This is a genomic window from Amycolatopsis sp. NPDC051903 (assembly GCF_044452505.1).
GTDB lineage: Bacteria > Actinomycetota > Actinomycetes > Mycobacteriales > Pseudonocardiaceae > Amycolatopsis.
The window spans coordinates 332,897-347,965 of the sequence record NZ_JBITBT010000003.1; the positions used below are offsets into that span (position 1 = coordinate 332,897).

The window sequence follows — 15,069 nt, forward strand, 5'->3', positions numbered from 1 at the left end:
CTCAGTCCCCCTTCTGGCCGATGATGGACCGGGCGGCGAAGTTCACCAGGAAGGTGAGCACGAAGAGCACCAGACCGGCGGCGATGTACGCGCCGGCGGAGGTCGGGTTGTTGAACTCGCTGTAGTTCGCGGCGATCTTCGACGCGAACGTCGAGCCACCGTCGAAGAGGCTCCAGTCGAAGTTCCGACCCTGCGGGATGAGGAGGATGACGGCGAGCGCGATGGTCTCACCGAGCGCGCGGCCGAGGCCGAGCATGGACGCACCGACGTAACCCGCCTTGCCGAACGGCAGCACCGTGGTGCGGATGACCTCCCAGCGCGTGGCGCCGAGGGCGAGCGCGCCTTCGATGTGCGTGGTCGGCGTGCGCTCGAAGACCTCGCGCGAGAGCGACGTGATGATCGGCAGGATCATCACGGCCAGCACGATCCCGGCGGTGAAGATCGTGCCGCGCACGCTCGGCTGCACGTTGCCCGGCGCCAGCAGCGGGAACCACGAGAACGTGGAGTTCACCCACTGGGAGAACGGTTCGATCGTCGGCGCGAACACGAGGATGCCCCACAGGCCGAAGATGATCGACGGCACCGCGGCGAGCAGGTCCACGACGTAGGCGAACGCGCGGGCCAGCCGCTTCGGCGCGTACTGCGTGAGGAACAGCGCGATGCCCAGCGAGACCGGCATCGCGATGATCAGCGCCACCACGGACGTGGCGATGGTGACCTCGAGCAGGTCGAGGATGCCGAACGACATGTTCGTCGGGTCGTTCGTCGACCAACCGTGGTTGGTCAGGAAGTTCACCTTGTCCGCCCGCAGCGCCGGGATGGCCTGGATGATCAGGAAGAGTCCGATCAGGCCGATCAGCACCACGACGAAGAGGCCGGCTCCGGTGGTCAGATTCTTGAAGATGCGGTCACCGGCCCGCACCTTCTTCGGCTTCTCCCGCGCGGGCGGCCGATCGGGCGCCGGCGCGGACGTTGTCTCCGAAATCGGATCCTCCGGGAACTCTCGGGCGGACGACGAACGCCCACCGGGGCCGCCGGTGGGCGTTCGCGTCGAGGATGACTCGCTCATCGACTGGGCTTGTCCAGACTGTATTCGCTAGTCAGGTCAGGATAATCAGGAAATCGCCTTGACGGCCGTCAGCACCTTGTCCTGCAGGCTCTGCGGGATCGGCACGTAGCCCTTGCTCGACAGCTGCTGCTGACCGGTGGTGGCCGCGACGGTCAGGAACGCCTTCAGCGCCTTGGAGACGTCGGCGTTCGAGTACTTCGAGCAGACGATCTCGTAGGTCGTGAGCAGCAGCGGGTAGGCACCCGGGACGTTGCTCGCGTAGATGGCGTTCAGGTCCATCGCCAGGTCGTTCGAACCATCGTGCAGGAACTTCGCGGAGTCCAGCGACTTCGCGACGTTGTCCGAGGTCAGCTCGACGCCGCCGGAGCCGCTGTCGATCAGGGCCGGCGTGATGCCGTCCTTGGCGAACGCGCCCTCGACGTAGGTGATGGCGCCGTCGGCACCCTTCACCGCGGTGGCCACACCGTTCGAGCCCTGCGCACCGGAGCCCACGCCGCCGTTGAACTTCTTGCCGGCGCCCTGCGTCCAGACACCCTTGGCAGCCGCGCCGAGGTACTTCTGGAAGTTGTCGGTGGTGCCGGACTCGTCCGAGCGGGAGATGACCTGGATCGGCTTGTCCGGGAACGTGACGCTCTCGTTGCCCTTGACCGCCTTGATCTGCGGGTCGTTCCAGTTCTTGATCTGGCCGTTGAAGATCTTCGCGATCACGGTCGGGGTCAGCGTGAGCTTGTCGACGCCCTGCAGCTTGTAGGCGACGGCGACGGGGCCGACGACCATCGGGATGTTCCACGCCGGGGAGGCGCAGCGCTTGGTGGCGGCTTCGAGGTCGGAGCCGGTGATCGGGGAGTCCGAGCCACCGAAGTCGACCTGGTTGCCGTTGAACTGCTTGACACCCGCGCCCGAACCGCTCGCGGTGTAGTTGACCTGCTGGCCGGAGCACTGCTTGCCGTAGGCGAGCTTGAACACCTCGACGGCGTTGTTCTGCGCCGTGGAACCCTCACCCGACAGCGGGCTCTTGCCACCGCAGTCGACCTGTGCGGTGCCGGTGGCGGCGGGGGCGCCGGACGAGCTCGCGTTGCTGCTGTTGCTCGCCGCAGGGTCACTTCCACAGGCGGAGAGCACCAGAGCGGCGCTCGCCAGGATGCCCACGGCACCCAGAGGCCGCATGATCTTCACTGCATTTCCTCCACTCGGAGACTTCGCCGGAACGGCGCGCGTTTCAGCGACGCCGGATCCGGACATTAGGCAGCCTCGGTGGACGGCCTCCCTTAGCCAGATGAACGCGAAGTGAACAAGACACGGTATGTGACCGGGGCGACTAGCCCGAAAGGGTGCCGTGTCCCTGTCGTGACCTGTGTGTACGCAGAAAGTAACACGAGTCGCACATCGCGTCGATTGTGATTACCGACCGTACTGAACGTCGGTTTCGAAACGCTTGAACCCCAGTTTCGTGTACACGGCCAGCGCAGGGGCGTTGTCCCCTTCGACGTAGAGGATGACTTGGCGTAGTCCCTTTTCACGCAGGTAGCGCAGACCCGCGAGCGTCAGCGCCTTGCCGAGGCCACCACCCTGCGTGGCCGGATCGACCCCGACGACGTAGACCTCCCCGACCGGTTCACCGCCGAAGCGGCCCGGCACCGGCTCGTGGACCTTCGTCCAGTGGAACCCGACGACGTCGCCCTTCTCGTCTTCGGCGAGGAAGAACCCCGCGGGGTCGAACCAGGCTTGCGCTTCTTCGGCCCGCAGTTCGTCGACGGTGAACGCGCCCTGCTCCGGGTGCCAGTCGAACGCCCGCGCGTTGACCCCGATCACGGCTTCTTCGTCCTGGCCGACGACGAACGTGCGCAGTGTAAAGCCTTGGCGCACAACGGGTTCGGGCCAGTCGGCGCCCTCGACGGTGGCGTGCAGGACGAGCAGCTCCCGCTGCCGGCCCACGTGGAACCCGTTCGCCAGCGCCGCCGCGCCGGGGTGGTCGCCGTGCGCCCAGACGCGGGCTCCGTCGGCGGCCTTCGCCACGAGCTCCTTCGCCAGCGCGGTGGCGACGCCGCGCCGGCGGAACTCGGGGTGCACCACGAGCTCCGCGACCTGGCGGCCGTGAGAATCGCCGTCGGTGTCGAGGTGCGCGTAGCCGGCGGGGCGCCCGCCGACCCGGGCCAGCAGGTGCAGCCCGCCGGCGAACTCGCGCGGCAACGGCCCCGTCGCCTCCACCTCGGGCCGCCCATCCGCGTCCTTCGCGGCGAGCAGCACTTCGCGCACCGCCGCCACGTCGGGGTCGGTCGTCCACCCGGTCAGCTCTGTTTCCGCCACGAAGCCGACATTACCCACGCGGAGGCGGTCAGCGGGTGGACAGTTGCTGCGGCACCCCCGGCGCCTCGGCCGGCGCGACGGGCTTCGACGCCGACTTGGCCGGGCGCTCGAACTTGTAACCGACGTTGCGGACCGTGCCGATCATCTGCTCGTGCTCCGGGCCGAGCTTGGCGCGCAGCCGCCGGACGTGGACGTCGACCGTGCGGGTGCCGCCGAAGAAGTCGTAGCCCCAGACCTCCTGCAGGAGCTGGGCGCGCGTGAAGACGCGACCGGCGTGCTGCGCGAGGTACTTCAGCAGCTCGAACTCCTTGTACGTGAGCTCGAGCGTGCGGCGGCGCAGGCGCGCGGTGTACGTGGCCTCGTCGATCACGAGGTCGCCGACGCGCAGCTCGGCGTCGGCCTGCCCGACGGCGCCGTCGCGGGTCGTGACCAGGCGCAGGCGCGCGTCGACCTCGGCGGGGCCCGCCGTGGGCAGCAGGATGTCGTCCATCCGCCACTCGGAGCTGACGGCCACCAGTCCGCCCTCGCCGACCACGGCGATCACGGGGGTGCTGCCCTCGTCGTCGCCGGCGCCCTTGAGCAGGCGGCACAGGCTCTTCGCCGACGCCAGGTCGCTGCGCGCGTCGAGCAGGATGACGTCGCGGTGACCGGCGTCGAGCAGGGCCGTCACCTCGGGCTCGCGGACGCGTACGGTGTGGGGCAGCAGATCCAGGGCGGGAAGCACCGAGGTGGGGTCGGGTTCCGCGGTCAGTACCAGAAGGTCCAGGCTCATGGAGCCACACCGCCTTCACAAGTCATGGCCTCGCACACGGGCGCGGACGTGGCCTCGGTCGGTGCTGAGTGAGAATACCGGGTGAACAACACGTCACCTAGCTCGTGCTGGATCGATCACACCTGGCGGAACCGCCAGGAGCGCCCCGGCCCCCGACGAACAGGAGAACCGACGCGATGGTGAGCAGGCCCGTGACGCGGAACGACCGACCTTCTCCGCGACCGGACGGCCGTCGTCGCGGACGGCGGGTCCGCCGGTGGGTGATCGTGCTCGGGGTCCTCGTGATCCTGCTGGTCGGAGCCGATTTCGGGGCCGCCGCGTTCGCCGAGCACACGATCTCCCAGAAGGCCCGCGAGCAGCTCGGCCTCAGCGACGACCCGTCGGTCGACATCCACGGGTTCCCGTTCCTCACGCAGGCCCTCTCGGGTGACTACAGTCACATCAGCGTCTCGGCCGACGGCGTCCCGGTCGGGGGTGAACTGCGCGACCTCGGCGTGAGCGCCGAACTCGAAGACGTAACCGCGCCGTTGTCCGACCTCACCGCGGGCAACACGAAGAACGTGAAGATCGGCAAGCTCACCGGAGCCGTGACGATCAAGGCTTCGGACATCGCGCGCATCTCGCCGCTGGACAAGATCCAGAACCTGCGCATCGACCAGAGCACCGAGGCGTACGTGAAGTACGGCGACACCGAGCAGGGCCAGCAGCCGGACCCGACCACCACCAACGCGGACGGCGACGAGCAGGACACCAACACCGCCGGCGTGCGGCTGTCGGGCGACGTCCAGGTCGCCGGGCAGAAGGTGGAGATCTTCTGCTTCGCGCTGATCGAGCTCAAGGGCAAGACCATCACGATCACGCCCCACCGGCTGCAGTTCGGGAATGACCAGGAGACGACGATCGTTCCCCAGTCCGTGCAGAAGGCGCTCCTGCCGAACTTCCGCGCCTCGATCGACACGAGCACGCTGCCGCTCTCGGTCACCCCGACCGCGGTGCGCGTCGACAGCGGCTCGGTCACCATCAAGGGGGAAGCGACCGGCGTGACCTTCGCCGATCTGTCGACGTCGAAGGGGTGAGTGCCCGGTGACCGGAGTCTGGGTGCTGCTGGCCACGCTGGTCGTGGCGGGGGCCGTCGGGTTGCTGCTTCGCGCGCGCAACGGCCGCGTGCGGACGGCCAAGCCCGCGGCCGCTTCCCGGGCCCTGCCCGCTCCGGTCGCCGACGCCCTGGACCCCGCGTCGGCCGTGACGCTCGTCCAGATCTCCACGACGTTCTGCGCGCCGTGCCGCCACACGCGCGCCATCCTCTCGTCGCTCGCCGAGAAGACCCCGGGCCTGCACCACGTGGACCTCGACGTGACCGACCAGCCGGAGGTCGCGCAGGCGCTGTCGGTGCTGCGCACGCCGACCACGCTGGCGCTGGCCGCGGACGGCCGCGAGTTGCTGCGCGTGGGCGGGGTGCCGAAGGGGCCGGAGCTGCTGGCCGCCCTCCAGCCCCACCTCACCGAAGCCGACGCCCACTGAATCAGCCCGCTGACCTGCACGTTCGCGAATAGTTCTCAGCGGTTGAGACTCGTCCCAAGGTATGAACGTGGTTCCCACCCTCAGTGAGCTCTCGGTACCCTCCGAGCGTGGACGAGCTGCCGATCACCCTCCTGACGCAGCGCCGCGCAGTCGACCTGTGCCGCGTGCGCAGCAGCTTGTGTCCGCGTTCCGCCGGCCGGCGCTGAGGCACGTCCCGCGCCGGGCCCGTTCGACCCGTCCTGTGTCCGCGTGCGCGCGCACGCCCCAGTTCACGAAGCAGGAGGAACCATGCCCGCCGGACCGGCTGTCGACCCGCGTGGCCCGCGCTTTGCCGCGATCGTCACCACCGTGGTGCTCGCCGTGGTGCTCGTGACGCAGTGGTGGCCACTGCTGGCGTTGCAGACCGTGGTGTTCGCGATCGGCGCGTTCATCGGGCTCAAGCCCGCGCCGTATTCGGTGCTGTACCGCACGCTGGTCGCGCCGCGGCTCGGCCCGTCGAGTGAACGCGAAGACGCGGCGCCGCTGCGGTTCGCGCAGGCCGTGGGCTTCGTGTTCGCCCTCGTGGGGACGATCGGCTTCATCGCGGGCGTGACCCCGCTGGGCATCATCGCGACGGCGTTCGCGCTGTTCGCCGCCTTCCTCAACGCCGCGTTCAACTTCTGCCTCGGGTGCGAGATGTACCTGCTGATCAAGCGCTTCAGCCCGGCCCGGGCTTCCTGAGCAGTACCGACACCAGAAGGAGAGTTCACTCCCATGAGCCGTGAAGACGCCCTCGTCACCACCCAGTGGGCGGAAGACAACCTGGACACCCCGGGCGTGGTGTTCGTCGAGGTTGACGAAGACACCAGCGCTTACGACAACGGGCACATCCGTGGCGCGGTGAAGCTCGACTGGCGCAACGACCTCCAGGACAAGGTCCGCCGCGACTTCGTCGACAAGGCCGGGTTCGAGAAACTCCTCTCGGAGAAGGGGATCTCGAACGACGACCGCGTGATCCTCTACGGCGGCAACAACAACTGGTTCGCCGCCTACGCGTACTGGTACTTCACGCTGTACGGCCACGAGAAGGTGCAGCTGCTCGACGGCGGACGCAAGAAGTGGGAGCTCGACGGCCGTGAGCTGAACGCCGACGAGGTCAAGCGCGAGCCGGCCACGTACGCGGCGAAGGACCAGGACCCGTCCCTGCGCGCGTTCCGCACCGAGGTCATCGACTCCATCGGCGCGAAGAACTACATCGACGTGCGCTCGCCCGACGAGTTCTCGGGCAAGCTGCTCGCTCCGGCGCACCTGCCGCAGGAGCAGTCGCAGGTGCCGGGCCACATCCCGGGCGCGCTGAACGTGCCGTGGGCCAAGGTCGCCAACGAAGACGGCACCTTCAAGTCCGAGGACGAGATCCGCGAGCTGTACAAGGAGGCGGGCCTCGACGAGTCGAAGGCCACCATCGCGTACTGCCGCATCGGTGAGCGTTCGTCCATCGCGTGGTTCGCCCTGCGCGAGCTGCTCGGCTACGCGGACGTGAAGAACTACGACGGATCGTGGACCGAATACGGCTCGCTGGTCGGCGTGCCGGTCGAGTTGGGAGCTAAGTGAATGGCTGACGACGGCTGCGGCGCCCCCGTTCAGGTGGCCACCCCCGCTGACTTCGACACCAACGGCCAGGTCGTGCTGGCCGGCAAGGTGACGGGCACCGAAGGTCCCGTCGGCGGCGCCTTCGTGCGCCTCCTCGACGGCGGCGGTGACTTCACCGGCGAGGTGGTCTCGTCCCCCGAGGGCGACTTCCGCTTCTACGCCGCGCCCGGCGCGTGGACGGTGCGCGCCCTGCACCGCTCCGGCAACGGCGAAGCCTCCGTCACGGCGGAGGGTCCCGGCCTGCACCAGCTGGCGATTTCGGTCGGCTGACGCGGTTTTTCCCGCTGAAGGGCCCCTCGGTTCACGCCGAGGGGCCCTTCACGCGTCTCCGGCCGGCACCCGGTGCGGGCAGGCCCGTGGCGAAGGACAGGTCTGGACACGGCCATGGCGGTGGCCGGGACGGTGCTCGCGGCCGTGACTGTCCTCACCGCTACGACCCTGCGCGAGGCCTGACGGGCGGTGGCGGACTATTCTCCTCGCTGTGGAGACCCTGTTTACGATCCTGCTGGCCCTGGCGGCCGTCGCTGTCGTGTGGTTCGCCTGCTACGTCGTGTACCGCCTGTACGCCGACCAGCGCTGAGCACCATGACCGCCAGTGGCGACGAAGCCATCACGGCCGCCGAAGAGCGGGCGGCGAGCACCCGCGCGCGCAACCTGCCGTTGTGGGACGACTTGCCGATCCCCAACGACACGGCGAACCTGCGCGAGGGCCCGAACCTGAACGACGCGTGCCTCGCGCTGCTGCCGCTCGTCGGCGTGTGGCGCGGTGAGGGCGAGGTCGACTACCCGACGATCGACGGGCCGATCAAGTTCGCCCAGCAGCTCACCATCGCGCACGACGGCCGGCCGTTCCTCACGCACGAGGCCCGCGCGTGGCTACTCGACGACGACGGGAACGTCATCCGCCCCGCCGCTCGCGAGACCGGCTTCTGGCGCCCGCAGGAGGACGACACGATCGAGCTGCTGCTCACGCACAGTTCGGGCATCGTGGAGCTCTACTACGGCAAGCCGCGCAACCAGACCTCGTGGGAACTCGGCACGGACGCGGTCATCCGCACCGCGACGGCCAAGGACGTCACCGCGGCGCAGCGGCTCTACGGCCTCATCAACGGCGACCTCGGCTACGTGGAGGAGCGCGCGATGGTGGGCCAGGAGATGCAGCCCCACGCGTCGGCGCTGCTCCGCCGCGTCGTCGGCTGACCCCGCGGCAGCCACTCTTAAGCTCGGCACCATGTTCTGGCGGCCCTGCGGCGAGCACGCCGCCCTGCTCGACTGCGATTCGCTCGCGCAGATGACGGCCGCCCGCGCCACCGTGGAGGCCGCGGGCGTCGACGGGATCACCGAGCTCGTGCCCGGGGCCCGCAGCCTGCTCGTGGTCGCGGCCCCCGGCTCGACGGCACTCGGCGCCGTCCGCGAGCTGCTCGACCACGCGGACCTCACGCACCCGCCCGCCGGTTCGCCGCGGGAGGTCACGCTGGACGTCCGCTACGACGGCGAAGACCTCGCGCTCGTCGCCCGCGACGCCGGGTTCTCCGCCGACGAAGTGGTCGGGCTGCACACCGGCGCCGAGTACACCGTGGCGTTCACCGGGTTCGCCCCCGGCTTCGGCTACCTGACCGGGCTGCCCGGACCGTTGCGGCAGCCGCGTCTCGAATCGCCGCGCACGAAGGTCCCCGCCGGGTCCGTCGGCATCGGCGGCGAGTTCACCGGCGTCTACCCCCGCGAGTCGCCCGGCGGCTGGCGGCTGCTGGGCCACACCGGCGCGACGCTGTTCGACCCGTCCGCCGAGCGGCCCGCGCTGCTCGCGCCCGGGGACCGCGTGCGGTTCCGGAGCGTCTGATGCGAGCGCTGGAGATCGTGCGGACCGGCGCGCTCGCGCTGGTCCAGGACCTCGGCCGCCCCGGTTACGCGCGCCTGGGCGTGCCGCCGTCGGGCGCGCTGGACGTCGACGCCCTCAAACTCGGCAACCGCCTGGTCGGCAACCCCGAGGGCGCGGCCGGGATCGAGGCGCTGCTCGGCGGGCTGACCGTCGAAGCCACCGCGCCGTGCACCGTCGCCGTGACGGGACCGCTCGTGCGGGTGCAGGTGGACGGGCGTGACGTCGGTTCACACGCGGCCGTGTCCCTGAACGTGGCGCAAACGCTTGCGGTCGGCACCCCTCCCACCGGGCTGCGCTGCTACCTGGCGGTTTCCGGCGGCATCGCCGTCGAGCCCGTGCTCGGCAGCCGCTCGCGCGACGTGCTCTCCGGCATCGGACCCGAACCACTCGAAGAGGGGAAAACCGTCCCGCTCGGCCCGGTCACGGGCGTGCCGGCGGGTGCCGACGTCGTGGTCGCGCCGAACCCGGCCGAACGGCTCGTCGTGCCCGTGGTCCTCGGCCCGCGCGACGACTGGTTCACCGACCTCGCACGCGGTCTGGGCCAGTGGTGGACGGTCACGCCGGACTCCAACCGCGTCGGCCTGCGGCTCGAGGGCGGGCCGCTGCGCCGCGCCAACTCCGCCGAGCTGCCCAGCGAGGGCCTGCTGACCGGCGCGATCCAGGTGCCGCCCAACGGCAAGCCCGTCGTGTTCCTCGCCGACCACCCGACGACCGGCGGCTACCCCGTGGCCGCCGTGGTGAGACGAGTGTCACTCGGCGCACTCGCGCAGGCACGCCCCGGAACCTCCGTGCGGTTCCAGCCGTCCTGATGGGTGTGGAAGAAGAGGTAACAGTGACGGGTGGGACAGGTGTCCTGGAGCTGAACGGCGTCTTCGACCCGCCCGGCGGCGGGACCGTGGAGCTGCCGCAGGCGCTGCGCATCGCGCTGGCCACGGGCCAGGTGCGCCGCCCGCTGGCCGAAACCCTGCGCGACGTGCTCGCGCTGCTGGTCGACGGCCGGTACCAGCTCGCCGGGCCCGCGCGCCTGCCCGCCGACCACCACCTCGTGCCCACCTCGGAGTGGCCGCCTTGCGACGAGGCCCGCGTGTCCTACTACCGCACCGCGATCCGCACGGGCCACCGCCCGGTGGCCGTCGTGCTGTCCGGCGCGCGGCCGCTCATCCTCGACGGCCACCACAAGATCGCCGCGTACGAAGCCGAAGGCGTGTGCGCGTCCGCGGTGCTGATCAGCGAAGCGCCGGCCTAGTACTCACCCTCGTAGGCCGTGACCAGCTCGCGGTGCAGCTCCGCCGAATCCTTCAGCGCCGTGCCGTCGAGCGTGTGCACGCGCGTCACGAGCCGCACCGAGGACGCGAGGAACACCCCGTCGGCGCCGGCCAGGTCGGCGGCCGAGAACGGCTCCACCTTCACGGTCCAGCCCGCCTTCTCCGCGCCGCGGAAGAGTGCCGCCTGCGTGGTACCCGGCAGGATCCCGACGGTCGAGGGCGGCGTGTACAGCGTTCGATCACGCGCCAGCACGACCGTCGACGTCGGGCCCTCGAGGACCGAACCATCGGCGGCCGTGAAAATCACGTCTTGGGCGCCACGCCGGGCGGCTTCGCGCAGCGCGGCCATGTTCACCGCGTACGACACGGTCTTCGCGCCCAGCAGCAGCCACGGCGCGCGTTCGGCGACGTCCGGCCCGAACCCGCGATCGAGCGCCACGACGGCAACCCCTTCGGCGCGGGCGCGGCGCACCTTCTCGTCGATCTCCATGCCCAGCGCGAACGCCGTCGGCGTGCCGGCCGGGTCGCCGTCTAACCCGCGCGTGTACACGAGTTTCAACGCGATCTCGTCGCCGCCGGCCCAGTTGTCGATCACCGCGCGAGCGGCTCGCTCGAACGCGGCGAGGTCCGGAGCCGGGAGATCCAGCATCGCCGCGGAGCGGGCGAGGCGATCAAGGTGCGGGCGCAATTCCCGCGGTTTTCCGCCTGCTACCAGGATGGTCTCGAACACCCCGTCTCCTCGCAGCAGCCCGAGATCGTCCACGCGCAAGTGGGCGGCGTCGGGGTCGGCCAGTGATCCGTCGAGGAAGGCGAGCACGCGCATGCTCCACACCGTACTCACAAGCTCCGGCGCGGACACCGGGTTTCTGTTCGGTGGCGCGGAAGCCGGCAGAGCTAGTCTGGTGTCATGGCCTACCGCTCGCCGCTGCTGGAAACGCCTCGCGCGATCGCTCCACCCGAAGGGCACCCCGAGTCGGGAGTGCCGTGGCACTGGGGCGATCCCTTCGCCGAGCAGCGCACCGCCGCCCGCGGTGTGGTCGTGATCGACCGCTCGCACCGCGAAGTCCTGGCCGTCACGGGGGAAGAACGTCTTTCGTGGCTGCACCTCGTGATCTCGCAGCACGTGACGCAGCTGCCCGAAGGCGAAGGCACGGAAGCGCTCGTGCTCGACAGCCAGGGTCACGTCGACACGCACTTCCTGCTGGCGCACGTCGACGGCACCGTCTGGCTCGACAGCGACCCGGGCCCGACCGCGACGAGCGCGCTGCCCAAGGGCGGCAAGCAGACGCTGCGCGAATACCTCGAAGCGATGAAGTTCTGGTCCAAGGTCGAGATCCGCGACGCCACAACGGAACTCGCGGTCCTCACCCTCCTCGGCCCCGAGGTCGACCGGCTGCTGGGCGCGGTCGGCGTCGAGATCGGCAGCGCGCCCTACGCCGTGACCGCGTTGCCGGGCGGCGGTTTCACGCGCCGGGTGCCGTGGCCGTCGCGGTCCAGTGTGGACCTTCTCGTGCCGCGCGAAGAGCTGGCCACCTGGTGGCAGAAGCTCACGGACGCGGGCGCGCGCCCGGCCGGCAGCTGGACGTTCGACGCGCTGCGCGTGGAATCGCGGCACCCGCGCATCGGGGTGGACACCGACGAGCGGACCATCCCGCACGAGGTCGGCTGGATCGGCAGCGCCGCCCACGTGGCGAAGGGCTGCTACCGCGGCCAGGAGACCGTCGCGAAGGTCCACAACGTCGGCCGTCCGCCGCGCTACCTCGCGCTGCTGCACCTCGACGGGTCACCCGAGATCACGCCCGAGACGGGTGATCCCGTGCGCATGGGCGAGCGGGTGGTGGGACGCGTCGGGAGCGTGGTGCAGCACCACGAGCTCGGCCCGATCGCGCTCGCCCTGGTCAAGCGGTCCGTACCGGCGGCCGCGGAACTGCTGGCCGGCCTGGAGGACGAGGAGACCGACCGGGTCGTGCAGGCCGTGGTGGACCCCGACTCGGTGCCGGGTGAGCACGCCGCGCCCGGCCGGGAGGCCGCGCAGCGCCTCCGGGGGTGAAGTGAACCCGGCGGTAGCATTGTGGGGGAATCTAGAGCAGGATGTGCCCGTGATCGAAGTGCGTCCCGGTGGGCGACGGCGGATCGACCGCGTCCTCGCCCCGGGATACCTCACCGGAGTCGGCGACTTGCCGCTGCCGGTGCTGCGCGAACGCCGTGACGAGGCCGCGCAGGAGGAGACCGACCTCTCGTACCTGCGCCGGCTGCTGCACGCGCGGATCGACATCGTGCGCGCCGAGCAGCAGCGCCGGTCCTCCGGCGGCGACACCAGCATCGTCGACCAGCTCGCCTCGATCCTCGCGGACAACGCACTGGGCCCCGCAACCGGTTCCGGGCGCCACCAGCAGCTCGAACCGTCGCGCGCGGGTGAGCACCGCCGCCACGCCGAGGCGCTGATCGGCGACACCGACCTCACCGACGTCGGCTCGCTGACCGACTCGAAACTCGCCACGGCGCTCGACACGTACGCGACCGAAGAGGTGTCCGTGTCCACGTTCCGGCGGCAGGTCCAGGGCGTGATGGACACGCTCAACGCCGAGATCGCCGCCCGCTACCAGCGCGGCGCCGCGAGCGTCGACGAGCTGCTGGACTCCGAGCTGGGCCGGAACGAAGAGTGACGGAACCGGTTCTGGTCGAGGTCGAGCGCTCGGGCCTCGTGGAAAGCGTGCACCGCGGTTCGCTCGTGATCACGGCGCCGGACGGGAGCGTCACGCATTCGGCGGGCGACGTGACGAGCCAGGTGTTCCCGCGCTCGTCGACGAAACCGCTGCAGGGTGCCGGCCTGCTGCGCGCGGGCCTCGGCTACGACGGCGCTGACCTGGCCCTGGCCTGCGGATCCCACTCCGGCGAGCCCGGCCACGTCGAACGCGTGGGGGCGATGCTCGCGGCCGCGGGCCTCGACGCGGCGGCGCTGGCCTGCCCGCCCGCATACCCGCTGAACGAGGCGAGCCTGCACGCGGCGACCGAGCCGCTGCGCGTCACCATGAACTGCTCCGGCAAGCACGCCGCGATGCTCGCCACCTGCGTCGCCGCGGGCTGGCCGACCGACGGGTACGAGCAGCCGGACCACCCGCTGCAGAAGGCCATCGCCGAAACCGTGGTGGACCTGACCGGCGAGCCGATCGCCACCACCGGCGTCGACGGCTGCGGGGCGCCGCTGTTCGCGTACTCGCTCACCGGCCTGGCCCGCGCGTTCGGCCGGCTGGTGCAGGCCGAAACCGGTTCCGCGGAGCTGCGCGTGGCCGACGCCATGCGTGCGCACCCGTGGCTGGTCGCCGGCACCGACCGGGAGGACACGGTGCTGATGGGCGCGGTGCCCGGGCTGCTGTCGAAGATCGGCGCGGAGGGCGTGCTGGCGTTCGCCCTGGCCGACGGCACGGCGGTGGCGTTCAAGATGTCCGACGGAGCGAAGCGCGGGTGTGCGCCGCTGGCCGTGGCCGTGCTCGCGCACCTGGGTGCCGACGTCGCGGACCTCGACGAGTTGGCGCGGCCGCCCGTGCTCGGCGGCGGCCGGCCCGTTGGTCACCTGCGGGTCAGTTGGAGTGCTCCCTAGCCGCGAGGTCGCCCCAGAACTCGCGCAGCTCGGAGAACAGCTCGGCCAGCTCTTCGACGTTGCCGGTGCGCAGCGCGTCGAGGATGTCGTGGACCTCCTCGGCCGTGGTGTCGGATTCGAGGATCGAGTCGGCGAACAGCTGCACGAGGCCGCCGTAGTCGAGTTCCACCACCGACTCCGGGTCGAAGCTCTCGAGCCACTGGCGCGTCTGCGAGAGCACGCGGCCCGGGCCGGAATCACCGAACACGCCCTCGATCAGCTCGCTCGCCTCCGCCGCGCGGGTCAGCGCGGTGGACATCGAGGTGCGCCACGACAGTTCGCGCACCGGGTCGCTCTGGCCCTTGCCCAGCACGAGCTTGCGCTCGTCGGGGTCGACGAGGACGAACCACGGCAGCGGCACCGTCCAGGTCGTGGTCAGGGTGTGGGCCGCGGCGGCGGTGAGGTCGGACATCGCGGCCTTCGTGCGCGAGCGGGCGCGGTCCGCGGTGACGCCGCCGGCGTCGAGCACCGCGTTCTTCAACGCCGGGTGCGCGTCGCCCAGGAACGTGACCAGCGCGGCGGCCGAACGGGCGCGCAGCTCGAGCGGGCACACGAACGGGCCGGCGCCGGGGTGCCCGGACGGCACCTCCGCCGGGTCGAGCACGAGGACGTCGTTGGTGAGGCTCGGCGCGGGCCGGCCGTCGGCGAGCTCGGCGGGCAGCAACCGAGCCGGCACAACGGCTTGTGACTTGAGCCACATGTACTGTTCGCGTTCGCCGATCGCGGCACGGCGCAGCTTCGCCGCGGCCACGGCGTCCCGCAGCCGCTCGTCCGGCGGGTCACCCAGGGCGAGCAGGGGTTCGTACACCCGCAGATAGGCCACGAAGGGACGGAGCACCACAGCATCGTGGCACGCCCACCTGCGCCGATCCCCACCGACAGGCCGGTAACCGGCGTTCGGCGGACACTGTCGCCACCGGCACACCGTGCCACGTCGCATCGAACCCCCGGGACACGGTACGGTGTGACCAGGAAAGAACTGTCGAG

At 70.7% G+C, this 15,069-nt stretch carries 19 protein-coding genes; 13 read left to right on the plus strand and 6 right to left on the minus strand.

Features of this window, described 5'->3' with window-relative positions; all coding sequences use genetic code 11:
• Position 1 precedes the first annotated feature (1 nt).
• The 4 genes from pstC to ACIA77_RS09130 all read right to left on the minus strand — a co-directional run bounded on the left by pstC (position 2) and on the right by ACIA77_RS09130 (position 4,148).
• Complete coding sequence (gene pstC, locus ACIA77_RS09115) at positions 2–922, minus strand: phosphate ABC transporter permease subunit PstC (protein WP_395885633.1); 921 nt, start codon at positions 920–922, stop codon at positions 2–4.
• A gap of 192 nt (positions 923–1,114) precedes the next feature.
• Positions 1,115–2,245 (minus strand): phosphate ABC transporter substrate-binding protein PstS, encoded by a 1,131-nt coding sequence (gene pstS / locus ACIA77_RS09120; RefSeq protein ID WP_395885259.1) that lies wholly within the window; start codon positions 2,243–2,245, stop codon positions 1,115–1,117.
• 225 nt (positions 2,246–2,470) lie between these two features.
• Positions 2,471–3,376, minus strand: a complete 906-nt coding sequence (gene mshD, locus ACIA77_RS09125) for a mycothiol synthase (RefSeq protein WP_395885260.1) — start codon at positions 3,374–3,376, stop codon at positions 2,471–2,473.
• A 28-nt stretch (positions 3,377–3,404) separates the two neighbouring features.
• On the minus strand, positions 3,405–4,148 hold the full coding sequence (locus ACIA77_RS09130) for a winged-helix domain-containing protein (protein ID WP_395885261.1): 744 nt from the start codon (positions 4,146–4,148) through the stop codon (positions 3,405–3,407).
• 176 nt (positions 4,149–4,324) lie between these two features.
• Here ACIA77_RS09130 and ACIA77_RS09135 point away from each other — a divergent pair, with 176 nt between their 5' ends.
• The 10 genes from ACIA77_RS09135 to ACIA77_RS09180 all read left to right on the plus strand — a co-directional run bounded on the left by ACIA77_RS09135 (position 4,325) and on the right by ACIA77_RS09180 (position 10,423).
• Entirely contained in the window at positions 4,325–5,224 is a 900-nt protein-coding gene (locus ACIA77_RS09135; protein WP_395885262.1) for a DUF2993 domain-containing protein, read from the plus strand.
• A gap of 7 nt (positions 5,225–5,231) precedes the next feature.
• Positions 5,232–5,669, plus strand: a complete 438-nt coding sequence (locus ACIA77_RS09140; protein WP_395885263.1) for a TlpA family protein disulfide reductase — start codon at positions 5,232–5,234, stop codon at positions 5,667–5,669.
• A 107-nt stretch (positions 5,670–5,776) separates the two neighbouring features.
• Positions 5,777–5,875 (plus strand): putative leader peptide, encoded by a 99-nt coding sequence (locus ACIA77_RS09145; protein WP_395885264.1) that lies wholly within the window; start codon positions 5,777–5,779, stop codon positions 5,873–5,875.
• Positions 5,876–5,957: 82 nt separating this feature from the next.
• On the plus strand, positions 5,958–6,389 hold the full coding sequence (locus tag ACIA77_RS09150) for a DUF4395 domain-containing protein (RefSeq protein ID WP_395885265.1): 432 nt from the start codon (positions 5,958–5,960) through the stop codon (positions 6,387–6,389).
• A 33-nt stretch (positions 6,390–6,422) separates the two neighbouring features.
• A complete protein-coding gene (locus ACIA77_RS09155; protein WP_395885266.1) occupies positions 6,423–7,259 on the plus strand; it encodes a sulfurtransferase in 837 nt (278 codons plus the stop codon).
• Complete coding sequence (locus tag ACIA77_RS09160) at positions 7,260–7,568, plus strand: DUF1416 domain-containing protein (protein WP_395885267.1); 309 nt, start codon at positions 7,260–7,262, stop codon at positions 7,566–7,568.
• Between the two features lie 315 nt (positions 7,569–7,883).
• Complete coding sequence (locus ACIA77_RS09165; RefSeq protein ID WP_395885268.1) at positions 7,884–8,498, plus strand: FABP family protein; 615 nt, start codon at positions 7,884–7,886, stop codon at positions 8,496–8,498.
• Positions 8,499–8,529: 31 nt separating this feature from the next.
• Positions 8,530–9,138: a 5-oxoprolinase subunit PxpB gene (pxpB, locus tag ACIA77_RS09170; RefSeq protein WP_395885269.1), complete on the plus strand. Its 609-nt coding sequence runs from the start codon at positions 8,530–8,532 to the stop codon at positions 9,136–9,138.
• Positions 9,138–9,986 carry a biotin-dependent carboxyltransferase family protein gene (locus tag ACIA77_RS09175; RefSeq protein WP_395885270.1) on the plus strand — a complete coding sequence of 283 codons (849 nt, stop codon included), beginning with the start codon at positions 9,138–9,140 and terminating at the stop codon, positions 9,984–9,986. Before pxpB ends, ACIA77_RS09175 begins: the two co-directional genes overlap by 1 nt.
• Positions 9,986–10,423 (plus strand): hypothetical protein, encoded by a 438-nt coding sequence (locus ACIA77_RS09180; RefSeq protein WP_395885271.1) that lies wholly within the window; start codon positions 9,986–9,988, stop codon positions 10,421–10,423. The genes ACIA77_RS09175 and ACIA77_RS09180 overlap by 1 nt, the downstream gene beginning before the upstream one ends.
• On the opposite strand, the gene ACIA77_RS09185 is transcribed toward ACIA77_RS09180, so the two are convergent.
• Positions 10,420–11,265 (minus strand): aminodeoxychorismate lyase, encoded by an 846-nt coding sequence (locus tag ACIA77_RS09185; RefSeq protein ID WP_395885272.1) that lies wholly within the window; start codon positions 11,263–11,265, stop codon positions 10,420–10,422. The two genes, ACIA77_RS09180 and ACIA77_RS09185, sit on opposite strands and share 4 nt — an antisense overlap.
• Before the next feature lie 84 nt (positions 11,266–11,349).
• Here ACIA77_RS09185 and ACIA77_RS09190 point away from each other — a divergent pair, with 84 nt between their 5' ends.
• The 3 genes from ACIA77_RS09190 to ACIA77_RS09200 are packed head-to-tail and all read left to right on the plus strand — an operon-like array spanning position 11,350 to position 14,043.
• A complete protein-coding gene (locus ACIA77_RS09190; protein WP_395885273.1) occupies positions 11,350–12,492 on the plus strand; it encodes a YgfZ/GcvT domain-containing protein in 1,143 nt (380 codons plus the stop codon).
• Between the two features lie 49 nt (positions 12,493–12,541).
• Positions 12,542–13,108 (plus strand): aerial mycelium formation protein, encoded by a 567-nt coding sequence (locus ACIA77_RS09195; RefSeq protein WP_395885274.1) that lies wholly within the window; start codon positions 12,542–12,544, stop codon positions 13,106–13,108.
• The gene (locus ACIA77_RS09200; RefSeq protein ID WP_395885275.1) at positions 13,105–14,043 is read left to right on the plus strand and encodes an asparaginase; all 939 of its coding nucleotides are present in this window, start codon (positions 13,105–13,107) and stop codon (positions 14,041–14,043) included. Before ACIA77_RS09195 ends, ACIA77_RS09200 begins: the two co-directional genes overlap by 4 nt.
• Here the strand turns inward: ACIA77_RS09200 and ACIA77_RS09205 are convergent.
• Positions 14,024–14,920, minus strand: a complete 897-nt coding sequence (locus ACIA77_RS09205) for a hypothetical protein (protein WP_395885276.1) — start codon at positions 14,918–14,920, stop codon at positions 14,024–14,026. The two genes, ACIA77_RS09200 and ACIA77_RS09205, sit on opposite strands and share 20 nt — an antisense overlap.
• Positions 14,921–15,069 lie beyond the last annotated feature (149 nt).

Bases quoted from the DNA above. Each gene is read 5' to 3' on its own strand.
- ACIA77_RS09130 (WP_395885261.1), bottom strand. From the start codon at position 4,148: ATGAGCCTGGACCTTCTGGTACTGACCGCGGAACCCGACCCCACCTCG.
- ACIA77_RS09135 (WP_395885262.1), top strand. From the start codon at position 4,325: ATGGTGAGCAGGCCCGTGACGCGGAACGACCGACCTTCTCCGCGACCG.
- ACIA77_RS09150 (WP_395885265.1), top strand. From the start codon at position 5,958: ATGCCCGCCGGACCGGCTGTCGACCCGCGTGGCCCGCGCTTTGCCGCG.
- ACIA77_RS09155 (WP_395885266.1), top strand. From the start codon at position 6,423: ATGAGCCGTGAAGACGCCCTCGTCACCACCCAGTGGGCGGAAGACAAC.
- ACIA77_RS09160 (WP_395885267.1), top strand. From the start codon at position 7,260: ATGGCTGACGACGGCTGCGGCGCCCCCGTTCAGGTGGCCACCCCCGCT.
- ACIA77_RS09165 (WP_395885268.1), top strand. From the start codon at position 7,884: ATGACCGCCAGTGGCGACGAAGCCATCACGGCCGCCGAAGAGCGGGCG.
- pxpB (WP_395885269.1), top strand. From the start codon at position 8,530: ATGTTCTGGCGGCCCTGCGGCGAGCACGCCGCCCTGCTCGACTGCGAT.
- ACIA77_RS09175 (WP_395885270.1), top strand. From the start codon at position 9,138: ATGCGAGCGCTGGAGATCGTGCGGACCGGCGCGCTCGCGCTGGTCCAG.
- ACIA77_RS09180 (WP_395885271.1), top strand. From the start codon at position 9,986: ATGGGTGTGGAAGAAGAGGTAACAGTGACGGGTGGGACAGGTGTCCTG.
- ACIA77_RS09185 (WP_395885272.1), bottom strand. From the start codon at position 11,265: ATGCGCGTGCTCGCCTTCCTCGACGGATCACTGGCCGACCCCGACGCC.
- ACIA77_RS09190 (WP_395885273.1), top strand. From the start codon at position 11,350: ATGGCCTACCGCTCGCCGCTGCTGGAAACGCCTCGCGCGATCGCTCCA.